General features: G+C 57.3%; 11 protein-coding genes. 6 read left to right on the top strand and 5 right to left on the bottom strand.

Going from position 1 to position 16,968, the window contains the following annotated elements; translation table 11 throughout:
- Window positions 1-77 precede the first annotated feature (77 nt).
- Entirely contained in the window at window positions 78-2,423 is a 2,346-nt protein-coding gene (metE, locus tag EAV90_RS14010) for a 5-methyltetrahydropteroyltriglutamate--homocysteine S-methyltransferase (protein ID WP_129143661.1), read from the top strand.
- Between the two features lie 629 nt (window positions 2,424-3,052).
- Here the strand turns inward: metE and EAV90_RS14005 are convergent.
- From EAV90_RS14005 to EAV90_RS39470, 5 genes are all read right to left on the bottom strand, one after another.
- Window positions 3,053-3,652, bottom strand: coding sequence for a hemerythrin domain-containing protein (locus EAV90_RS14005; protein ID WP_129143660.1), 600 nt, complete (start codon window positions 3,650-3,652; stop codon window positions 3,053-3,055).
- Window positions 3,653-4,519: 867 nt separating this feature from the next.
- Entirely contained in the window at window positions 4,520-5,125 is a 606-nt protein-coding gene (fixJ, locus tag EAV90_RS14000; RefSeq protein WP_129143686.1) for a response regulator FixJ, read from the bottom strand.
- Between the two features lie 149 nt (window positions 5,126-5,274).
- A complete protein-coding gene (locus tag EAV90_RS39475) occupies window positions 5,275-5,424 on the bottom strand; it encodes a hypothetical protein (protein WP_164936922.1) in 150 nt (49 codons plus the stop codon).
- Window positions 5,425-6,298: 874 nt separating this feature from the next.
- Complete coding sequence (locus EAV90_RS40520) at window positions 6,299-6,859, bottom strand: hypothetical protein (protein WP_245509506.1); 561 nt, start codon at window positions 6,857-6,859, stop codon at window positions 6,299-6,301.
- A gap of 813 nt (window positions 6,860-7,672) precedes the next feature.
- On the bottom strand, window positions 7,673-7,822 hold the full coding sequence (locus EAV90_RS39470) for a hypothetical protein (protein ID WP_164936921.1): 150 nt from the start codon (window positions 7,820-7,822) through the stop codon (window positions 7,673-7,675).
- 1,316 nt (window positions 7,823-9,138) lie between these two features.
- Here EAV90_RS39470 and EAV90_RS13980 point away from each other — a divergent pair.
- The 5 genes from EAV90_RS13980 to cysN all read left to right on the top strand — a co-directional run bounded on the left by EAV90_RS13980 (window position 9,139) and on the right by cysN (window position 16,307).
- Window positions 9,139-9,450, top strand: coding sequence for a hypothetical protein (locus tag EAV90_RS13980; RefSeq protein WP_208738491.1), 312 nt, complete (start codon window positions 9,139-9,141; stop codon window positions 9,448-9,450).
- 583 nt (window positions 9,451-10,033) lie between these two features.
- Window positions 10,034-10,219: a hypothetical protein gene (locus EAV90_RS13975; protein ID WP_076829490.1), complete on the top strand. Its 186-nt coding sequence runs from the start codon at window positions 10,034-10,036 to the stop codon at window positions 10,217-10,219.
- A gap of 1,927 nt (window positions 10,220-12,146) precedes the next feature.
- Window positions 12,147-13,247, top strand: coding sequence for a nodulation protein NoeE (gene noeE, locus EAV90_RS13970; protein ID WP_129143656.1), 1,101 nt, complete (start codon window positions 12,147-12,149; stop codon window positions 13,245-13,247).
- A gap of 220 nt (window positions 13,248-13,467) precedes the next feature.
- The gene (cysD, locus tag EAV90_RS13965; protein WP_283810467.1) at window positions 13,468-14,424 is read left to right on the top strand and encodes a sulfate adenylyltransferase subunit CysD; all 957 of its coding nucleotides are present in this window, start codon (window positions 13,468-13,470) and stop codon (window positions 14,422-14,424) included.
- Window positions 14,424-16,307, top strand: a complete 1,884-nt coding sequence (cysN, locus tag EAV90_RS13960) for a sulfate adenylyltransferase subunit CysN (RefSeq protein ID WP_129143654.1) — start codon at window positions 14,424-14,426, stop codon at window positions 16,305-16,307. Before cysD ends, cysN begins: the two co-directional genes overlap by 1 nt.
- Window positions 16,308-16,968 lie beyond the last annotated feature (661 nt).

The following is a 16,968-nucleotide window of genomic DNA, read 5'->3' as shown; positions in this document are numbered from 1 at the left end:
CCAAGCAGCCGTCGCACCGTGCGACTTCCCCTGCCTGCGTCCGCCATGGCCTTTGCCCCCAACATGGGGTTAACGCTATGTCTCCTCTCTCCCTTCCGGTTGCCACGCTCGGAACGCCACGCATCGGTCCAAGGCGCGAGCTCAAACTCGCTCTAGAAAGCTACTGGGCCGGAAAAAGCAGCGAACAGCAGTTGCTTGAGGACGCAGCTGGCCTGCGTGCCGCGAACTGGGCTCGTCAAAAATCTATCGGCGTCACGGTTATTCCATCGAACGATTTCTCCCTCTATGATCAGGTGCTCGACACAAGTGTCATGGTTGGCGCCATCCCGGAGATCTACGCCTCGAAATCCGAATTCGTTTCACTCAAGACGTACTTCGCCATGGCCCGTGGTTCACAAGTCGACGGCCAGGATGCGAGTTGCGGTTATCAACCGTGCGGAGTTGGCGCACCGGCGCAGGAGATGACAAAGTGGTTCGACACCAACTACCACTACATGGTTCCCGAGTTTCACGCGGGACAGACTTTCAGGCTATGCTCTCGCAAGCCGATCGAGGAGTATGAGGAAGCCAAGGCTCTGGGCTTTCAGACCCGCCCTGTCCTGATCGGGCCGGTTACATTCCTAAAGCTTGGAAAGAGTCCCGATCCTGCGTTCCAGCCACTCTCACTACTGGATGAACTGATACCGGTCTACATCGAGGTTCTGCGGGAGTTGGCGCAAAGTGGAGCTAATTGGGTTCAGTTCGACGAGCCCTGCCTGGTTCTTGATCTGGATGAGGGCGCGCGAAAATCTTTGCGCCATGCCTATGACCGGCTGGCCAAGGAGGGGCCGGCCATCAAGATCATGGTTGCCAGCTATTTCGGCGACCTCGGCGATAATCTGCACACCGCCGTGAGCCTGCCAGTTGCCGGACTGCATCTCGATCTGGTTCGAGCGCCACAGTTGTTGGACCAGATCATCGCTGGTGGCCGAAATGATCTCGTCATGTCGCTCGGCGTCGTCGACGGCCGGAATGTATGGCGGTCGAATTTGTCCTCGCTGCGCCAGCGGCTCGAACCCGTGATTGCGAAGCTCGGCAAAGATCGTGTACAGATCGCCCCATCCTGCTCTCTGCTTCATGTTCCGGTCGATGTTGGACTCGAGACCGGGCTCGCGTCCGACGTCAAGAGCTGGCTTGCTTTTGCGGTCCAGAAGATGCGAGAGCTTGCGATCCTGGCGCGGGCACTCGCAGGCGACCAGAATGTCGCGCTAGCTCTTGCCGAGTCGGAATGTGCCGCGACTGTCCGCCGGACTTCGCCCAAAATCCGTGATGCCAATGTCGCTGTGCGGATGAAAGCGATCGATCAGACCATGCGTCGCCGCGTGAGCCCATTTGCTCGCCGTGCCGAGATCCAAAGCAATCGTTTCGGACTACCGCCTTTTCCTACCACGACGATCGGATCATTTCCGCAGACCACAGAAGTCCGGAATGCCCGTGCGGCGCATGCGCGAGGCACGATGAGCGACGAGCAATACGACAGATTCCTCAAGGAGGAGACTGCGCGCGCTGTACATTGGCAGGAGGACATCGGTCTTGACGTCCTCGTGCACGGCGAGTTCGAGCGCAATGACATGGTGCAGTACTTCGGTGAGCAACTCGCCGGCTTCGCATTTACCAGGAACGGATGGGTGCAGTCCTACGGATCGCGCTGCGTCAGGCCACCGATCCTGTTTGGCGATGTAGTCCGGTCGAAACCTATCACCGTAGAGTGGTGGTGCTACGCGCAATCGCTTACGAGGAAGCCGATGAAGGCGATGTTGACCGGACCCGTGACGATCTTGAACTGGTCCTTTGTTCGCGATGATATTCCCAGAAGCGAGGTCTGCCGCCAGATCGCGCTCGCGATTCGCGACGAGGTCCGCGATCTCGAGAATGCTGGAGCGACCATGATCCAGATCGACGAAGCAGCGCTTCGCGAAGGATTGCCATTGCGCCGATCGGAGTGGGCGACTTATCTTGACTGGGCCGTGGATTGCTTCCGCATCTGCTCATCGGGCGTCGCTGATCAGACGCAAATTCATACGCATATGTGCTACTCGGAGTTCAACGACATTATCGGTGCAATCGCCGCAATGGACGCGGATGTCATCTCGATCGAAACGTCGCGATCGAAAATGGAACTACTCGACGCGTTTAGGAACTACGAATATCCAAATCAGATCGGGCCGGGCGTGTACGACATCCACTCTCCACGCGTTCCCGAGACGGGCGAAATGAAGGAGCTGATGGCGTTGGCTCGGACGCGGCTGCACGACTCACAGCTCTGGATCAATCCGGACTGCGGCCTGAAGACACGCAAATGGGAGGAGGTTCGGCCAGCGCTGGCGAACATGGTCGCTGCGGCCCGCGAACTACGCGCATCATTCGATCCGCCAGGCCGTTGATCCAGGCTTGGGGCTCTTCTGGACCATGTGGATCCGCTTGTGGTCATTTTGCGCGCTCGGTAAGCGAGGTAGCCTTGGCAACAGAAAAAATGCCCGGTCCCGCTTAGGCGGGCCGGGCGAAAGTCTGGGAGGAGCGACGCTGACGCGTCGCAGCCGAGTTGAAGCAGAAGCTCAGCCTAGCTCAACTATGCCGTGGTATGCCACCGTATAGTCTGAGGTTTATAAATCTACACCAAGGTTTGTCGCTCATGAGCACGTCGGGAACGACTATGACATCAGCGAGCGACGGTGATCCCCGGCGGCCACCGCAGGGCACCACCCGCAAACTCGGCGCGCTTTCCTGCCTGGAAACCTTATGCTCGATCGCGCGATGATAGGAGAAGCCCGGCTTCAAGGATCTCGCAAGCGTAACCAATGCATGAACCGTCACGAGAGCTCAGGAAGGCTCGGATGCGCCGTTTGCACCGGTGGTCGAGCAAGCGATTATATTGCGCAGAAGCCATTTTGACGGTACGGCAGCCTACGCGCGCGCGAGTCCCCCATTTTCATTTCGACGGGATGAACATGAGGCCCCCTATCCGGCTGTGAAACGGCAGCGATCAATACAGCCCGTTCGTCTCGGCGCCGTGTCACGGGGGGCCGGCCTTGGCGGATGCAAACGCGACCGAGCTCCGTTCGGCCTCGGCTTCTTGCTCCAATTGCAGAACATGCGCTCTTAGCGCATCGGAAGTCGCTGCCGCTGTCTCGCTGAACAGCGGATCGCCATGATCGGTGCGTCCGGACGCGATTTCGGTCCAATCCTGAGCTGAGAGCGCCTTCAGAGCTGTCGGAAAGAAATCTCGTTCTTCCCACATCATGTGGTGCCGCTCGCGTACTATAAAGTCGCGTATGATATTTCCGACGTCCTGCCGAAAAAGTTCACGATCCGCGAGGATGGCCTCAATAGCCCGTGCGAAGTGGTGCAAACGGTCAACGACTTCCTGGTGTTCGAGCGCGAGATCGCCGATGATTGCAGCTGCATCCGGATCGCGAGCCTTGAGTTTGGAAAAAATCAAATCTTCCTGTGGATGATGATACACCTCAGGATAAACCTCGAAATAGCTGATAATCGCGCGAATGACTTCATAATCAGGACGGATCCCTCTCTCAAAAATCTCCACTTCGCGTTCAAGAGCGACCAGAAGCAGATCAATGTTGCGATGCTCTCGAAGCAAAAGATCGATGATCATTGCGGTGCTCCTGGGGACACAATGTAGGCTGGCGGCGTTTCTGCGGCTCGGAAGATCGCTTAAGCCGAATTCGGGGCCTTTCGCTGCGCCGCGTTTGTCCGCGCCGTTCAACGCGAAAAAGTAGCGCGCTCAAATTTGAGCTGGCGTAAAGCAACTTCGCCGAAGCGTTGAAGTTGCCCACGATGGCGGCTGCTCTCGGTAAAACTGGCGGCCTAGGCGTGCATGGCGGAGCCTATCTTGCGAACGTCGATGGGACGCAGATAGACTGTTCCTGACGAACTGGGAAATTTGGATGTTTTCCCTAGGTAGAAGCCCCTAAGTATTTACACGTAAGTCCGATGAGGAGGGTGTCTTGGGGCCCGCGCAGTCCCTTGGGTTGCTCAAACGGATCGATGTACGGCGGCCGACGCGGTCGCCGCGCTTGATGATTATGCACCTGCAACGCACGCAATCTTTGATTTCGAAGGCCGAGGTGAGTGTCGCCCAGCCAAGCGCAATGATCGAATGATGGTCCTCTCGTAACCGATTGCCACAGCGTCAACATGCGCACCCGCTTCCAATGCGTACGACATCGAGCCGTTCACGGCAGCCCGCGCCGCGAGCTCCGCTGGAGGATGGACTAATATATTGCCGAACTAACCGTCCTCCGGGCTGACAGACCGGCTGCTCACCGGAGCACAAATTCGGGCGACGCAATTGATCTGCTTCAGTTGGCGTCGCGAGTCCAAGCAAGCCAACAGCTTGTGTTGCATCAATAGCCACCACCGAAAACATGATCGGCCCGGTGCCTTGCACATGAAAACCTTCCGTTCGTCGTCTGGACTGCGCAGCTTGAATGCATGAATCGTCGCACCATTTGCGCCGCTGCTACAGTCCCGCGGTAATGGCGATCCGCATCAACTCGGAGATGCTGCGGACATTTGCCTTGGCCATGAGGTTTGCACGGTAAACCTCGACTGTCCGGGGACTGATGCCGAGATCATGAGCGATCACCTTGTTGATCTTGCCGGCTAACAGTCCCTGGAGGACGTCACGTTCGCGGGAGGAGAGGTCCGCGAGGCGGGCTTCCGCCTGCAGTTTCGCTGCGTCACCGGCGGGTTTCGTTGGGCGCGCTTTCAAGGCGCTATTGATCGCACGCAACAGCACCTCCTCTTCGAACGGTTTCTCGATAAAGTCGACCGCGCCCGTTTTCATCGCTTCGACGGCCAGCGATACGTCGGCATGACCAGTTATCAAGATGATCGGGCAGTCGACGCGATTGGCCTTCACTTTGCTGACCAGTTCGAGACCGCTCATACCCGGCATACGGATATCTGACACAATGCAATCCACTGGTCCCCCCGCAACGTCATTAAGAAACGCGGTCGCCGTCTCATAGGTTGCTACGTAGAACCCGTTAACATCCAGAAGAAATGCGAGGGAGTCGCGCATTGCGGCGTCATCGTCGATCACAAGAATGCGCCGCCCAATCATGCCTCTTTCGCTACGCTCCGCAAATGCCGACCTAAGGATCGTGCTGCCACTCGGACTCGCTTCCGCGACGATATGGCTGCCGTCTGTCTCGATGATCGCCCGGCAGATCGATGGCCTCACACCCATGCCATGGCTCTTGGTCGGCGATATCAGCGCTTGATGCCGGCGCTCTTATCGGCAAGGGTATACGTGTCGACCTTGGCAACTTCGCGGCGCGGACAGGAAGCCATGACCTCGATTCCACAGCGTGTCAGGTTTAGCGCGACGTCGACAATGATGTCGCGGTCGCTGCGGGTCATCACGCGTACCCCTCGCCCTGCGGCCGAGGACCGGAGCCACAGCTCTTCAAGAGAGCGTGAGCGGGTTCCCCACACTGTGCTCGCCCAGGAAACGAACCCCGCAGGCGCTTGATCATATCTTTCGCGCGTAGCGTGCTGGCGGCGCGTCGAGTGCATCACCATTGCCGTTGGCGTCCGGCTCGTTGCGCGAACTGAGCCATTATGTACCGCATGCACTGATCTCATTTGCGATGGACGATGCCCTTTCACCTATGGCGACCGGTCGCGACACCTGCACGAGTTCAGATTGCAGCTCTTCCAGCCGGCGTTCCTGCGCCCGCTCTCGGCGAGATTTTGGAGGGAATCGGTGAAGAACCGTTCGGCGCGCACTTCGGCCTCACCGACGGAGATCGAGCCGTCGCTCGGGGGCCGACCACGATGCGGCTGATGCCAATGATGTGCCGCTCGTCCTCGGCCAGACAACGCTCGATGTAGCGCTCGTGCTCGGCGCGGTAGAGCTGCGGCGTCAACTTCGATACATTCAATTCGACCACGTCGTCCGGAGAGCAAGCAAACGCACTGCTCGTCGCTGAACGAGACAATGATCCTCTTCTCCTCAATCACGATCATGGCGCTCGCGAATTCCGCGATATAAATCATGGCAGCGGGATTAAAGGCCACGCCGATCATGAGGCAGAGCAGGGGAGCGACGTTAGGCCGGGCAGATCACGAGAGCCAGCGCGGCGGCGGCCGCGGCAATGCCATAGCTTTACCAGACGTGGTCTGACATATTTCCTGGCAGACGCTCTTATTCGATCGATTCTACATTGTTTCCTACGAGAGGCCACCGGAGCTGAAGGCGCCTCAACTCACATCAGTTCATTGTGCGGGATGGCTATTTCGGCCATATGCGCCAGTGCGTCGGCTGCACGGCTACGTGTTCTCCTGTCTTGGCCTTGATCCAGCCGTCGAAGGCCCGACGGCAAGGAAAGACCACCCGGTGAATGGTATTACCCTCGATCACGGCAATCTCCAGATCCCGATCTGAGGGCGGCACCGTTTCGAGCCGCTCCCAGGTCAGGTCGCCAGGAGATCTTTCACGATGTTCATCGCTGCTGGCTGACAAATTCAGGCAACCGTCTGAACACTTCGCAATGATGGCTTGGCCGCCGCGAGCAGGCTCGGCACAATATTGCCCAGGCGGCGCCGTCTCGATTGCGCCGGTGGCGGCCAGGCTTTTATCGGCCGTGGCGCCGTCGAACCTTTCCTGCCGGGACATGATCGTCTCGCCCGCCGAGATAACGCTGCGAAACAAGTCTCGGGCTTCAGTCGAATCGATCGGGATCAGGTCAAAGCGCCGGTGGCTGGTATTAACTGCTGTTCTGCAGAAGTTTAACTCGACTGCCGCTCCGGGAGCCTGACCCGCGGCGCGACGAATGTCCCCATAGTCTGTCATGTCGAACATCCTTCGTTGGTGGGAAATCTCTTTGTCCCACGTCGTCAGCGTGGGGCGTTCGGTTGCAATGACGTCAGGCGCGCCGTTGTGAGCGGGCAGGCATTCCCGAGAACCCAAAGAGCCAGAACTCGTTTGACACCATTCGGATGAGCCCTAGCTGCGCTCGAGGCCGATCAGCGCACGTCCGCGGGTCGATGAAGTGGATGCCTTCGCACGCGACGCAGGTTGTTGTATGGAGGTCATCGGCACGCTTGGGTGCATCCGGCAGCGCTCCTTAAACTGCGGCGCCGATATCTGGACATGAAACGATGATGGTGCACCATGTCTTTCTGTCTCCATGTGTGTGACGTTGAGCAAGAAGCGCACTTCTATCAGTAGGCAGTCGCCGCGGTATTGATACAGGTCAAAAAGAACTGATGCGCATTGAGAATGGCCGCCCTCGCGCTGCCGCTGCGAGCCCCATATCGGATCGATCGTGATCGATAGCCGGGATTTCTGGCGTGGCGGTGCACGGGGTAATCAATCCTTTGTGCAAGACAATCCTCGAGTCATCGGCGATTCAACTTTATCGGTCGACGGCATGAGCAGACTAGAAGGCGTTATCCCGCGGCTCAAACCAGAGTGCGATCCGCGAAGCTGGACAATAGAGATCGCATAGTCTGCGGGACAACGGGAGCGCTCGGGCTGCCAAAGTCTAAACATTATGGAGGGGCGGACAACCCTTGGGATGCTGCTTGAGGCAGATCAAATACTCTTGTGGTGCGAGTGGCAGAATGGTGGATCAGCAAACCCAAGACAAGAGGTGTCATGCCTTCATTTAATGTTCGGTTCATTAAAACCGTTTGTGACGATACCGGCCACGAACATCGTGCCTGTCAGGCAGCGTTCAAGGTCGATGCTGCCTCGCTGAGCGCTGCTGCACAGCAGGCTGAGGCCAATTTCTGCAAGCAAAAGAGTGTCCACGATTGGACAGTCTTCGCCGATGTGATAGAGCTTCGAACCCCGCCTGCATTGCCGCCGGCATGGGCTGGTTAGCTTGACTTTGGCGCGGGAACTCCGCGAAATGAATTGTGGGGCAATCTGCAATCTAAGCGTGATCCCCGACAGGCTCGCGTCGATCGTCGATTCGAGAACAAGTGGCGTACCGCGTCAAATCGGCGCGCGGCCGTTGTCTCACGACACCTAAGCGGACCTGCTGGAGGATTTGCCGCCTGGCTTTCAAGTGGATCTGCAGCGCTCCTCCAAGCGTCGTGCCGGCAGGGATCCGGATCGAAGGATCTGCGCGCACAAATCGGTCTTGTTTGCATGTGTCAACAACCAATCTGCCTCCGGCAGTTGTTTGAACGAGTATGCATCGTTGGCAAATCTGCGCACATCGATGCTCTTGACGGGTAAGGCATCCGCTCAGCCGGTTGCGCGCGAGCCTGTCCCGCACATTCTTACCAGCTTACTTGATCGCGCAGGACATCGATGTGATGGCCCATGACCGCAATCTGTCTTCATCTGCCTTTCGAGCCGTGGCGCAAAGACGCTCTCCTGCCCCCCGTTATCGATTCCGCGGTTGCCTGCAAGGCTTATCACCATATCGAGAACGCCGCCTCGATAAGAGCATCTGTTAGCGATAATAAGGCGTGCGAAGGCTCCGGTACCCTCGCCGATGCGGAGCACGTGAAGGAGAAGCGGGATTGGCCCAAGGCATGCTCAAGTACGGGCGAAATCTGGCGAAAACTCGCGTAGAGTCTTTGAGCGCAACTGTTGCTTCGATGTCACCAAATGTATAGACCGGCGATCTACCCTCGTGTCAAACGGGGGACGACATGTTCGATATTTATTTGAACGGGAGACGCGATCTTTTGGTCGTTCCGCGAGGCTTTGCGATCCCGGCGGGGTTGGACGGCAGTTGGAAGCGAAAGAAGCGGGCGGTGCGTTCAGTGAGCGATGTCATTCGGCAAGATGTGGAACAGCGTGGGTACCACCGACGTAGTTTGATATCAAATCGATCGAAGACGTCAGTCGAGACCTCATCACACGCTTAGCTCTATCTCCGCTGGCCCATGCTTCAAAACACTGTGGGCAGGATGATGCCGTTGAGAACCTTGCTTACGGCGAAGCAATTTTGCGCTGGCGAGGAAGCAATCCAGGCTGTCATCGACGGCAGTCGGTATCCTGCTTCATTAGGCTGATGGCGCAAGGGTTTCTTTTGACAAGCGGCGCACGCGCCACGGCTTCCCTCAGGATGAGTATTATGAGGCTTTTGCTCAAATCGATGGCGTGCGCGCGTGACTGTTCAGCTGTCCATACTGAAGAGACTTGCCGGCCAGCCGCACGGACGGGCGAGCATCGAAGTCGTTAAGCAGCATTTGGCCATCTATTACAGCAGCGGCCCAGAGTGGCCGGTGCGTATGAAGCGCATCGCGAGCCGCGCGCCGCAGCTCGATATTTTCGGCCAAAGGCTGATCGAGCGAGAGGTCGGGTGCTGGATTATTACCGACGCGGGAAGGAAAGCTCTTGAGAGGCTCGAACTGCTGGATCTGGGTGCTAGGCAGGGGAAGGTTGAACGGGAGATCGCGCAAGAGCCCGAGAATGAGTAGCCACTCATGGTGTCTTCGCGCCTGCGAGCGAGCGCGCGCAGAAAGCGTTCCTTGGCAAGCGATTAAGCCGGCGCAAAGGTTATCGGCGTGACGGCTTGCCGCTCAATCCCTTGCTGATAGCCACGTGCCCTGATTAGATCGCGCAAGTTCAGTTTGGGGATAATGCAGTGTCTAGCAGTACTGTGAAGCGATTCAACGGGACCCGGGGATGATATGGCTTCCTCCGACCTGAGTGTGGAGGACCTGATGTCTTCATGCACTTGGACACGTTGAGCCGCGCCCGGGCGACGGACACGAAGGCGAGACCGATTTTTGTGTTCGCGCACGCTCCGAAGGAGCTCTGGCACTTAGTTAGCGAGAGCGGGGTAAATCGCCAATGCGGCTGCATTCAATAACGAAGCCTCTCAACACAGCGTCTGTACGAAGTTAAGAATTCAACAGCTGCAGCAGTCCAGACACCTTCTCTTCCAAAAACATGAGCGAGCTAATAATTGGCGCGAGTTCCGATGACTGTTCGTTTTTTTGCGGTCGTCGCTACGAAAAAACTATGCTACAAGCACTCCTCTCAGAAGGAGCATTCATCGTGAAAAAAGCAACCAAGAAACGCGTTAAGCGGCGCGAGTGGACGAAGGCTGATATCAAAGAGCTCAAAGTCCATTCGAAGGCTCGGACCCCGGTCATAAAAATAGCAAAGATGACCAAACGCAGCGTCGGCGCGCTACGCCAGAAAGCCTTAAATCTCGGAATCGGACTCGGACATCAGCGTTAATTTCAGCAACGCTGGCTAATGGTACGGTAGGGCGGCTCGCGGGCCGCCCTCTTTGGCCATAGCAACTTTGTTGCACATAGCTTTAGCTTTGCCGTCTGTGCTGAGAGAGTTTTTCACGCACGTGCCGGATACTCTTCAATGTCGCGGAACGGGGCTCCATCGTCTCCTTATCTTCGATCAAGTTTTTTGGAAGGTGGTTTCGACGGCCGCTTTCAATGTGTGATTGCAAGTGAAAGACATAGTCATGGCCACAGACCGGTCTTGAAGATAAAGCCGCGGTCCGGGAGCACATGCGATGGCGCCAACCGCCCAGTACTAGGGGCCTTACTTTGAGAAGCTGCAGACGAAATTCCTCCGGGGCGAATCTAGTCTTCGTTCGCGCTTCAGCTTCGGGCGCTGGGCCGAACACATCGGCTGACCGCTTTAGCCAAATGGAAACAAACTCGCGAATGGGGACATCCTCGAAGCTCATGCCAGCTAAAGTTTGGGTGTAAGCCGGCCTCGCCGAGCCGATCGGCTAGGTCGAGCTCCTGGGCGATATGGCGCGCTCAAGAGCAATTGAAAAAGCGCTCTGTTAGCTTGATAGATGGCGGCGGGGCGGTTACGTCCTGAACCCATCATCACCTGCGCGCCCTCAGCGTCGTGAACGGACCACAACCACCTTCGACCGCGCTGCTTTAAGACGTATTCGAAGAATGGGAGACTCATGATTAGCGAGCTCCATTTCTGACAGTTGCGTTTGGTCTTCTGAATACCAGAGCGGGCCCATTCCAGGCGATACCTCACTGTAGCAGCCTTGGCAATGAACTTGCTTGATCGGTCAATGCCGCTTTCATCAAAAGTGAGCTCATTCTGCGCTGCCTGTCGTGGTGCCAAAGTCGCGAGATGCTTGCGCGTTTTGGCCGTCAGCGACATCTGCAGGATCCGGTCATCGTTTGCGGAGGACTTATGCCGCAGCAACCGTTGTTCTCTAGCAACGTTGAGTAGGTCGTCACGAAGGAAGGGTCGACGTGCATCAATCGTGACACCAGATTGACCGGTACAACCCTTTTTTCTCTGCCCAAATAGGTCACCGCCATCAGGATCGTCCACCGTGGCCCAGTGATGCCCAGCACAATGGCAGGAAATCTGGCAAGTTCTTCGAGACAAGCATGGATTGATCTGCTCTCCCACGTGATCGGCCGGACAATCTCGTTTCCGTCAGTATAGATGCGGCCAAGCGCGCTTGCTGGATCAGGCATCTTAAGCCAGGTTCCGTCCTTTACAACCGTCCTTAGCGCCGATTAGGGGGGGCGGCAGTGCTGCAAGAGCAGGTAAATCAAACAGTTGGTATAGTTCGGACGGATGGGCTTCAACAGGCTGGCCGGAGCTATGGCTCAGTGTCTTGGACCAACGGCAGTATGCACGGCAAAGTCGTTAGGATCGATACGCGCTGACAAGATAGCTGCGCGTCGCCAAGTGAGATGTCCGCGATGTGGGCTGCTTCTTTGCCGCGCTCGCCGAGCTGTCCGCTCTTGTATGCCGAATATCAGTGAGGTGCATGTCGCATTACGGCTTCAATGCCCCAGCAACGGGCAACTTATGACTACACGTAATAGCCTTCCTGTACCGCGGGCGGTCTTCGGCAAACGTCCGTATAGTTCTTTCCAACCTTCCCCTATCCGCAATCGATCTTCGTGTAATTGAGCTGCCGCTTGACGTCGTTTTAACTGTCGAGCAATCGAGGGGCGATTGCAGTTATCTTTCGGTGATCCCGCCGATCGATCGAACTGAACGGATCTAAACTCATGAGTGCTGGACAAAACTCTTGTCTCGTTTTGATGCTTTGCACGGAAGCGGCTGCCCATGTGATCCCGCGGCTGGCTTTGTTTCGCTCAATCGAGCGAGCGCCGGCAGGGTTTGCTTTTCAGGCACGAGGGTCTGAACGATGAGCGGACGTTTTGGCCGTTCGCCTGCGGTGTGCTTTCTTCTTGGTCTTCCACGATCCGGGACGACACTCCTGGCGCATTTGCTCCAGCACCATCCAGACATTGTGGCTCCGCCTGAACCCTGGTTGATGCTGGCGCTTGAAGCATTTGGCAGGGTGGACCAGCGCCATCCGGCGGGCAGCTCACTGATCAAGGCCGCGACCTCGGAGTTCCTGGGGCGGATAGATCGCACGATCGCCAGCCGCGCTTATGCCGATGCAGCATATGATCAGTATCTGGCGGACGCGGGCAAGCGCATCATCATAGACAAGACACCACGGTATTGGACCGTGCTTGAGTTTCTTGAATCTGTCTATCCAGAAGCACCACACATCCTTCTGATGCGCAATCCCTATGCCATCGCCGCTTCACTGAAATCGACGTGGGGCATCCCACTGCGGACAGAAAGCCCGCATTCGGTTAGCGTATCCAGTCTCGCCGATCTCATGCTCCGTCTGCCCGACGTCATCATAACTTCACTCGCCGATTTGGTTCTGGGCCTTCCCAAGCTCGCCGCGCACCGCTCTCGCCCGCAGACACAGGTCGTGCAATACGAACTGCTCGTGGCGCATCAGGACGAGGAAATCCGGCGTCTGTTGAAGGGGCTCGGCTGTGACCCAGCGGCCGTCGCATCGGCTGGGATGAGACACGCAGATTATCTTCGATCCAGCAGCTTTGGGGATCGAAAAATCCTGGAACGAAACGTCGTTGACGAAAGCTCTGTCAAATCATGGCAATCTCAATTGAGCGTCGAAGAGATGCAAACCGTGACTGATTTGGTCGGCGCTGAGCTTTTGCTAGAACTCGGATATGAGCAGGAACTGCTGCGTGCACAGAAAGCCGGAGTGCTGGATAGGGGAGGTGAGGTAACCGAACTTTATCGTCGGATATTCCGAACATGGTGGGATTTGCGAAGTACCAAGGCCGGAGCATTATCCGACCCCTCTCACGCTGAAGAGCCGGTCCACACTGCTTGGAACGTTTCGGAGAACCGCGACGCGGCTATCGAGATGTTGCGAGGTGAGGTCGCGCGGCTTGAGCAGATCCTCAATAATTCCTAGGGCGGTCTGAATGCTTGCGATCAAAACACGCTGGTTGATTTAGGCAAGATCCTTAACCCGCACGAGCTGATCTCCCGATCAGGTGTGAGGCCGGCGCCGGCAGCACCAGCGGAGGAATACGATGTGCTGCCGCGTCTGCAAGTCTGCTGTCCAATGGAGCTTGACCTCATGGACGAGCCTGCCGCTTGGCCGGCCGTTTCCGCCGCGGATATTTCCCACTCTGGGCTGGAGCCACAGAACGGCGAAGAACAGCGATCCTGCATCGAAAAGAAGATATATGCTGCCGAAACATCTGCGCCGTCTCGAAGCTGAATCGATTGAAATCATGCGTGATGTGGTCGCCGAGTTCGAAAGGCCCGTCATGCTTTACTCGATCGGAAAAGACTCAAGCGTAATGCTGCACATTGCGATCAAGGCGTTCTATCCGGCAAAATTGCCTTTCCCCCTGCTTCACGTCGACACGACCTGGAAGTTCCGTGAGATGATCAGCTTTCGAGACGCGACAGCCAAGCGGCTCGGCCTCGACTTGATTGTCCATATCAACAAGGAGGGCATCGCGCGCGGGATCAATCCGATCGATTCCGGCTCCGCGCTCCATACCCAGGTGATGAAAACAGACGCGCTGAAGCAGGCCCTCGACCTCCACGGATTTGATGCCGCCTTTGGCGGCGCCCGGCGCGATGAGGAAAAGAGTCGCGCAAAAGAACGGATACTCTCCTTCCGTTCGGCGGGCCACGTATGGGACCCCCGTAACCAGCGGCCGGAGCTTTGGAGCCTGTTCAACACACGGATACGCCAGGGTGAAACCATGCGCGTGTTTGCGATGTCAAACTGGACGGAGCTCGATGTCTGGGAATACATCATGCTCGAGAAGATTCCGGTCGTTCCGCTCTACTTCGCAAAACAAAGACCCACAGTGCGTCGAAATGGTGCGATGATCATGGTTGACGACAAGCGATTGCCGCTTAACTGCGGCGAGACGCCGGAAATGCGGATGATCCGCTTTCGCACGCTTGGATGTTATCCTTTGAGTGGGGCTATTGAATCCGATGCGATGGCGATTGAAGACATCGTCGCAGAAATGCAGACTGCGACTTTGTCGGAGCGCCAGGGACGCCTAATTGATGTCGATGAAGCTGCTTCAATGGAGAAGAAGAAGAGGGAAGGCTACTTTTGATGTTTGTAAAGCCGGCAACGGAAGCGGTCCCCGCCAGGACAAAGGATCAGCTGCGATTCATCACGTGTGGCTCGGTGGACGACGGCAAATCGACGCTGATCGGCCGGTTACTGCACGACAGCAAGATGATCTACCACGATCAGCTCACGGTGCTGGAACGCGATAGCATCAAGCACGGTAGCGCCGGAAATGACATCGATTTCGCGTTGCTCGTGGACGGGCTTGAGGCCGAACGGGAGCAGGGCATCACGATCGACGTCGCCTACCGCTTCTTCACGACGCCGCGGCGCTCCTTCATGGTGGCCGACACTCCCGGCCACGAGCAGTATACCCGCAATATGGCTACCGGCGCCTCGCATGCCCAGCTCGCCATCATCCTGATCGATGCCCGCAAAGGCGTGATGGTTCAGACCCGCCGCCACTCCTTTATTTGTTCGCTGCTCGGTATTCGTCATGTCGTCCTGGCAGTGAACAAGATCGATCTTGTCGCATACAACAAAGAGTGCTTCGATCGGATCGCCCGTGGCTATCTGGCCTTTGCCGCCGGTCTCGGCTTCACCTCGATCGTTCCGATCCCGATCTCGGCCCGCTACGGCGACAACGTTGTGGATCGTTCCGCTCATGCCACCTGGTACGATGGTCCCTGCCTGCTCGAGCATTTGGAGAGCATTGACATCCCGTCCGGCACCGCAGGCCAGGCTTTCCGCTTTCCGGTCCAATGGGTGAACCGCCCAAATCCGGATTTTCGGGGCTATGCCGGGACGGTGGCTTCCGGGAGGATCTCGGCAGGAGACGAGATCGTTGTCGCCGCGTCGGGACGGACCACGCGCATCAAGCGGATCGTGACCCACGATGGCGACCTTGTCGGCGCCGAAGCCGGCGATGCGGTTACCATTACACTGGAAGATGAAATCGATATCGGCCGTGGCGACATTCTGTCGCGGCCGGACGACCGACCGAAGGTCGCCGACCGGTTCGCCGCTTATGTGATCTGGATGGACAAGGAGCCGCTCGCTCCCGGACGCAATTACGTCCTGCGGATTGGATCGCAGACGATTACCGGCAGCATTACCGCAATTAGGCATCGGATCGACGTCAACACTTGTGAGCATCTGGCCGCCGCGATGCTTTCCCTCAACGAGATCGCCTTCTGCGATGTTGCGACCGCAATGCCCGCAGTATTCGATCCTTACGACCTCAATCGAAAGACCGGATCGTTTATCTTCATCGATCGTTACACGAATCGTACGGTCGGGGCCGGCATGATCGCCTTTCCGCTACGGCGGGACAACAAAAATGCTAGGCAAGCGCTATCCGTGGACAGGAGGGAGCGCGCCGCGCTCAAGAATCAGAAGCCTTGCGTCATCTGGTTCACTGGCCTGTCTGGCGCGGGAAAGACGACGATTGCCAACCTGGTTGATCAAAAGCTGTGTGGCATGTCGCGGCATACTATGCTGCTGGATGGCGACAACCTCCGGCACGGATTAAACGCGGACCTCGGCTTCTCGGAGGCGGACCGCGTGGAGAACATTCGGCGCGTCGGTGAAGTTGCCAAGTTGATGGCGGACAGCGGCTTGATCGTGATCTGCTCCTTCATCTCGCCCTCTAGGGACGAACGGGACAGGGTGCGCGGCCTGGTTGGCAAGGAAGAGTTCATAGAAGTCTTTGTCGATACGCCGATCGAGGAATGCGCTCGGCGAGACCCAAAAGGCCTGTATTCAAAAGTGAAATCCGGCCAGATCAAGAACTTCACCGGGATGGATTCGTGCTACGAAGCACCAACAGCACCGGAGATTCATCTGAGGACCATGGAGCAGACCCCAGAGCATTCAGCGGAAGCGGTAGTGGATGTCTTGATGGCGCGCTCAATTCTTGATGGTTAGATGTCCCTCGCATCGCACCATCGAATATCCTGCTGGACCGGCCAAAGGCGATTCGGCTCGGGCGGGCCTGCGATCGGACTTTTCGCTCTAAAGGAACAAAATTGTCGCACCCACTCCTCGAGTGCCCGCTTCCGGTTACGTGCTCGAAGTGATGGACAATTCGAGACCGAGTACGCGAGCAGAGATTGAGCATGGGCGGGAGCGGAGGAGATCAAGAAGCGCCTTCCATGCTCCAGATGAGTATCTACGATGATAACAAAGGCCAGAGAGGAAGTCCGACTCCCAGTAAGTTGAGTTTCGCTACTTCTTGCTACGCGTGCGGCCAGCGACGCCGGGCTCCCATTAAGCAAGCCAGGCAGTGTCGGCCGGCTTCGATCTTTCGCGCAGCAGTATGAGGTTGGGGCCTCGGTTTTCCGAGCCTGGCCGCATCCAGCGAGCGGGCGCTTGCTTCAGTATATTGACCAATCCGAACTTAGCAGTCGCCCCCGACTCCCTCCTGTCGCGACCCTGACAGCTTTCGGGAAGCTTGCTTCCCTTTTAGCCCGCCGCTCGTCGACCGATGCGGCCCGCGTACGCGCCTCGCCTTCGCATCGCAGGACAAAGGAGCCGCGATCCTTAGCCATCCTGCCATGAAGCCGGCGATGGGCGCGGCCGAAAAGGC

This window comes from Bradyrhizobium vignae (genome assembly GCF_004114425.1).
Lineage (GTDB): Bacteria > Pseudomonadota > Alphaproteobacteria > Rhizobiales > Xanthobacteraceae > Bradyrhizobium > Bradyrhizobium vignae.
The sequence above is the reverse complement of the archived record's forward strand: the minus strand, read 5'-3'. Positions and strand labels throughout refer to the sequence as shown.

Coding starts and splice junctions, on each gene's coding strand:
- metE (WP_129143661.1), top strand. CDS start 78: ATGTCTCCTCTCTCCCTTCCGGTTGCCACGCTCGGAACGCCACGCATC.
- EAV90_RS14005 (WP_129143660.1), bottom strand. CDS start 3,652: ATGATCATCGATCTTTTGCTTCGAGAGCATCGCAACATTGATCTGCTT.
- fixJ (WP_129143686.1), bottom strand. CDS start 5,125: ATGATTGGGCGGCGCATTCTTGTGATCGACGATGACGCCGCAATGCGC.
- EAV90_RS39475 (WP_164936922.1), bottom strand. CDS start 5,424: ATGACCCGCAGCGACCGCGACATCATTGTCGACGTCGCGCTAAACCTG.
- EAV90_RS40520 (WP_245509506.1), bottom strand. CDS start 6,859: ATGACAGACTATGGGGACATTCGTCGCGCCGCGGGTCAGGCTCCCGGA.
- noeE (WP_129143656.1), top strand. CDS start 12,147: ATGAGCGGACGTTTTGGCCGTTCGCCTGCGGTGTGCTTTCTTCTTGGT.
- cysN (WP_129143654.1), top strand. CDS start 14,424: ATGTTTGTAAAGCCGGCAACGGAAGCGGTCCCCGCCAGGACAAAGGAT.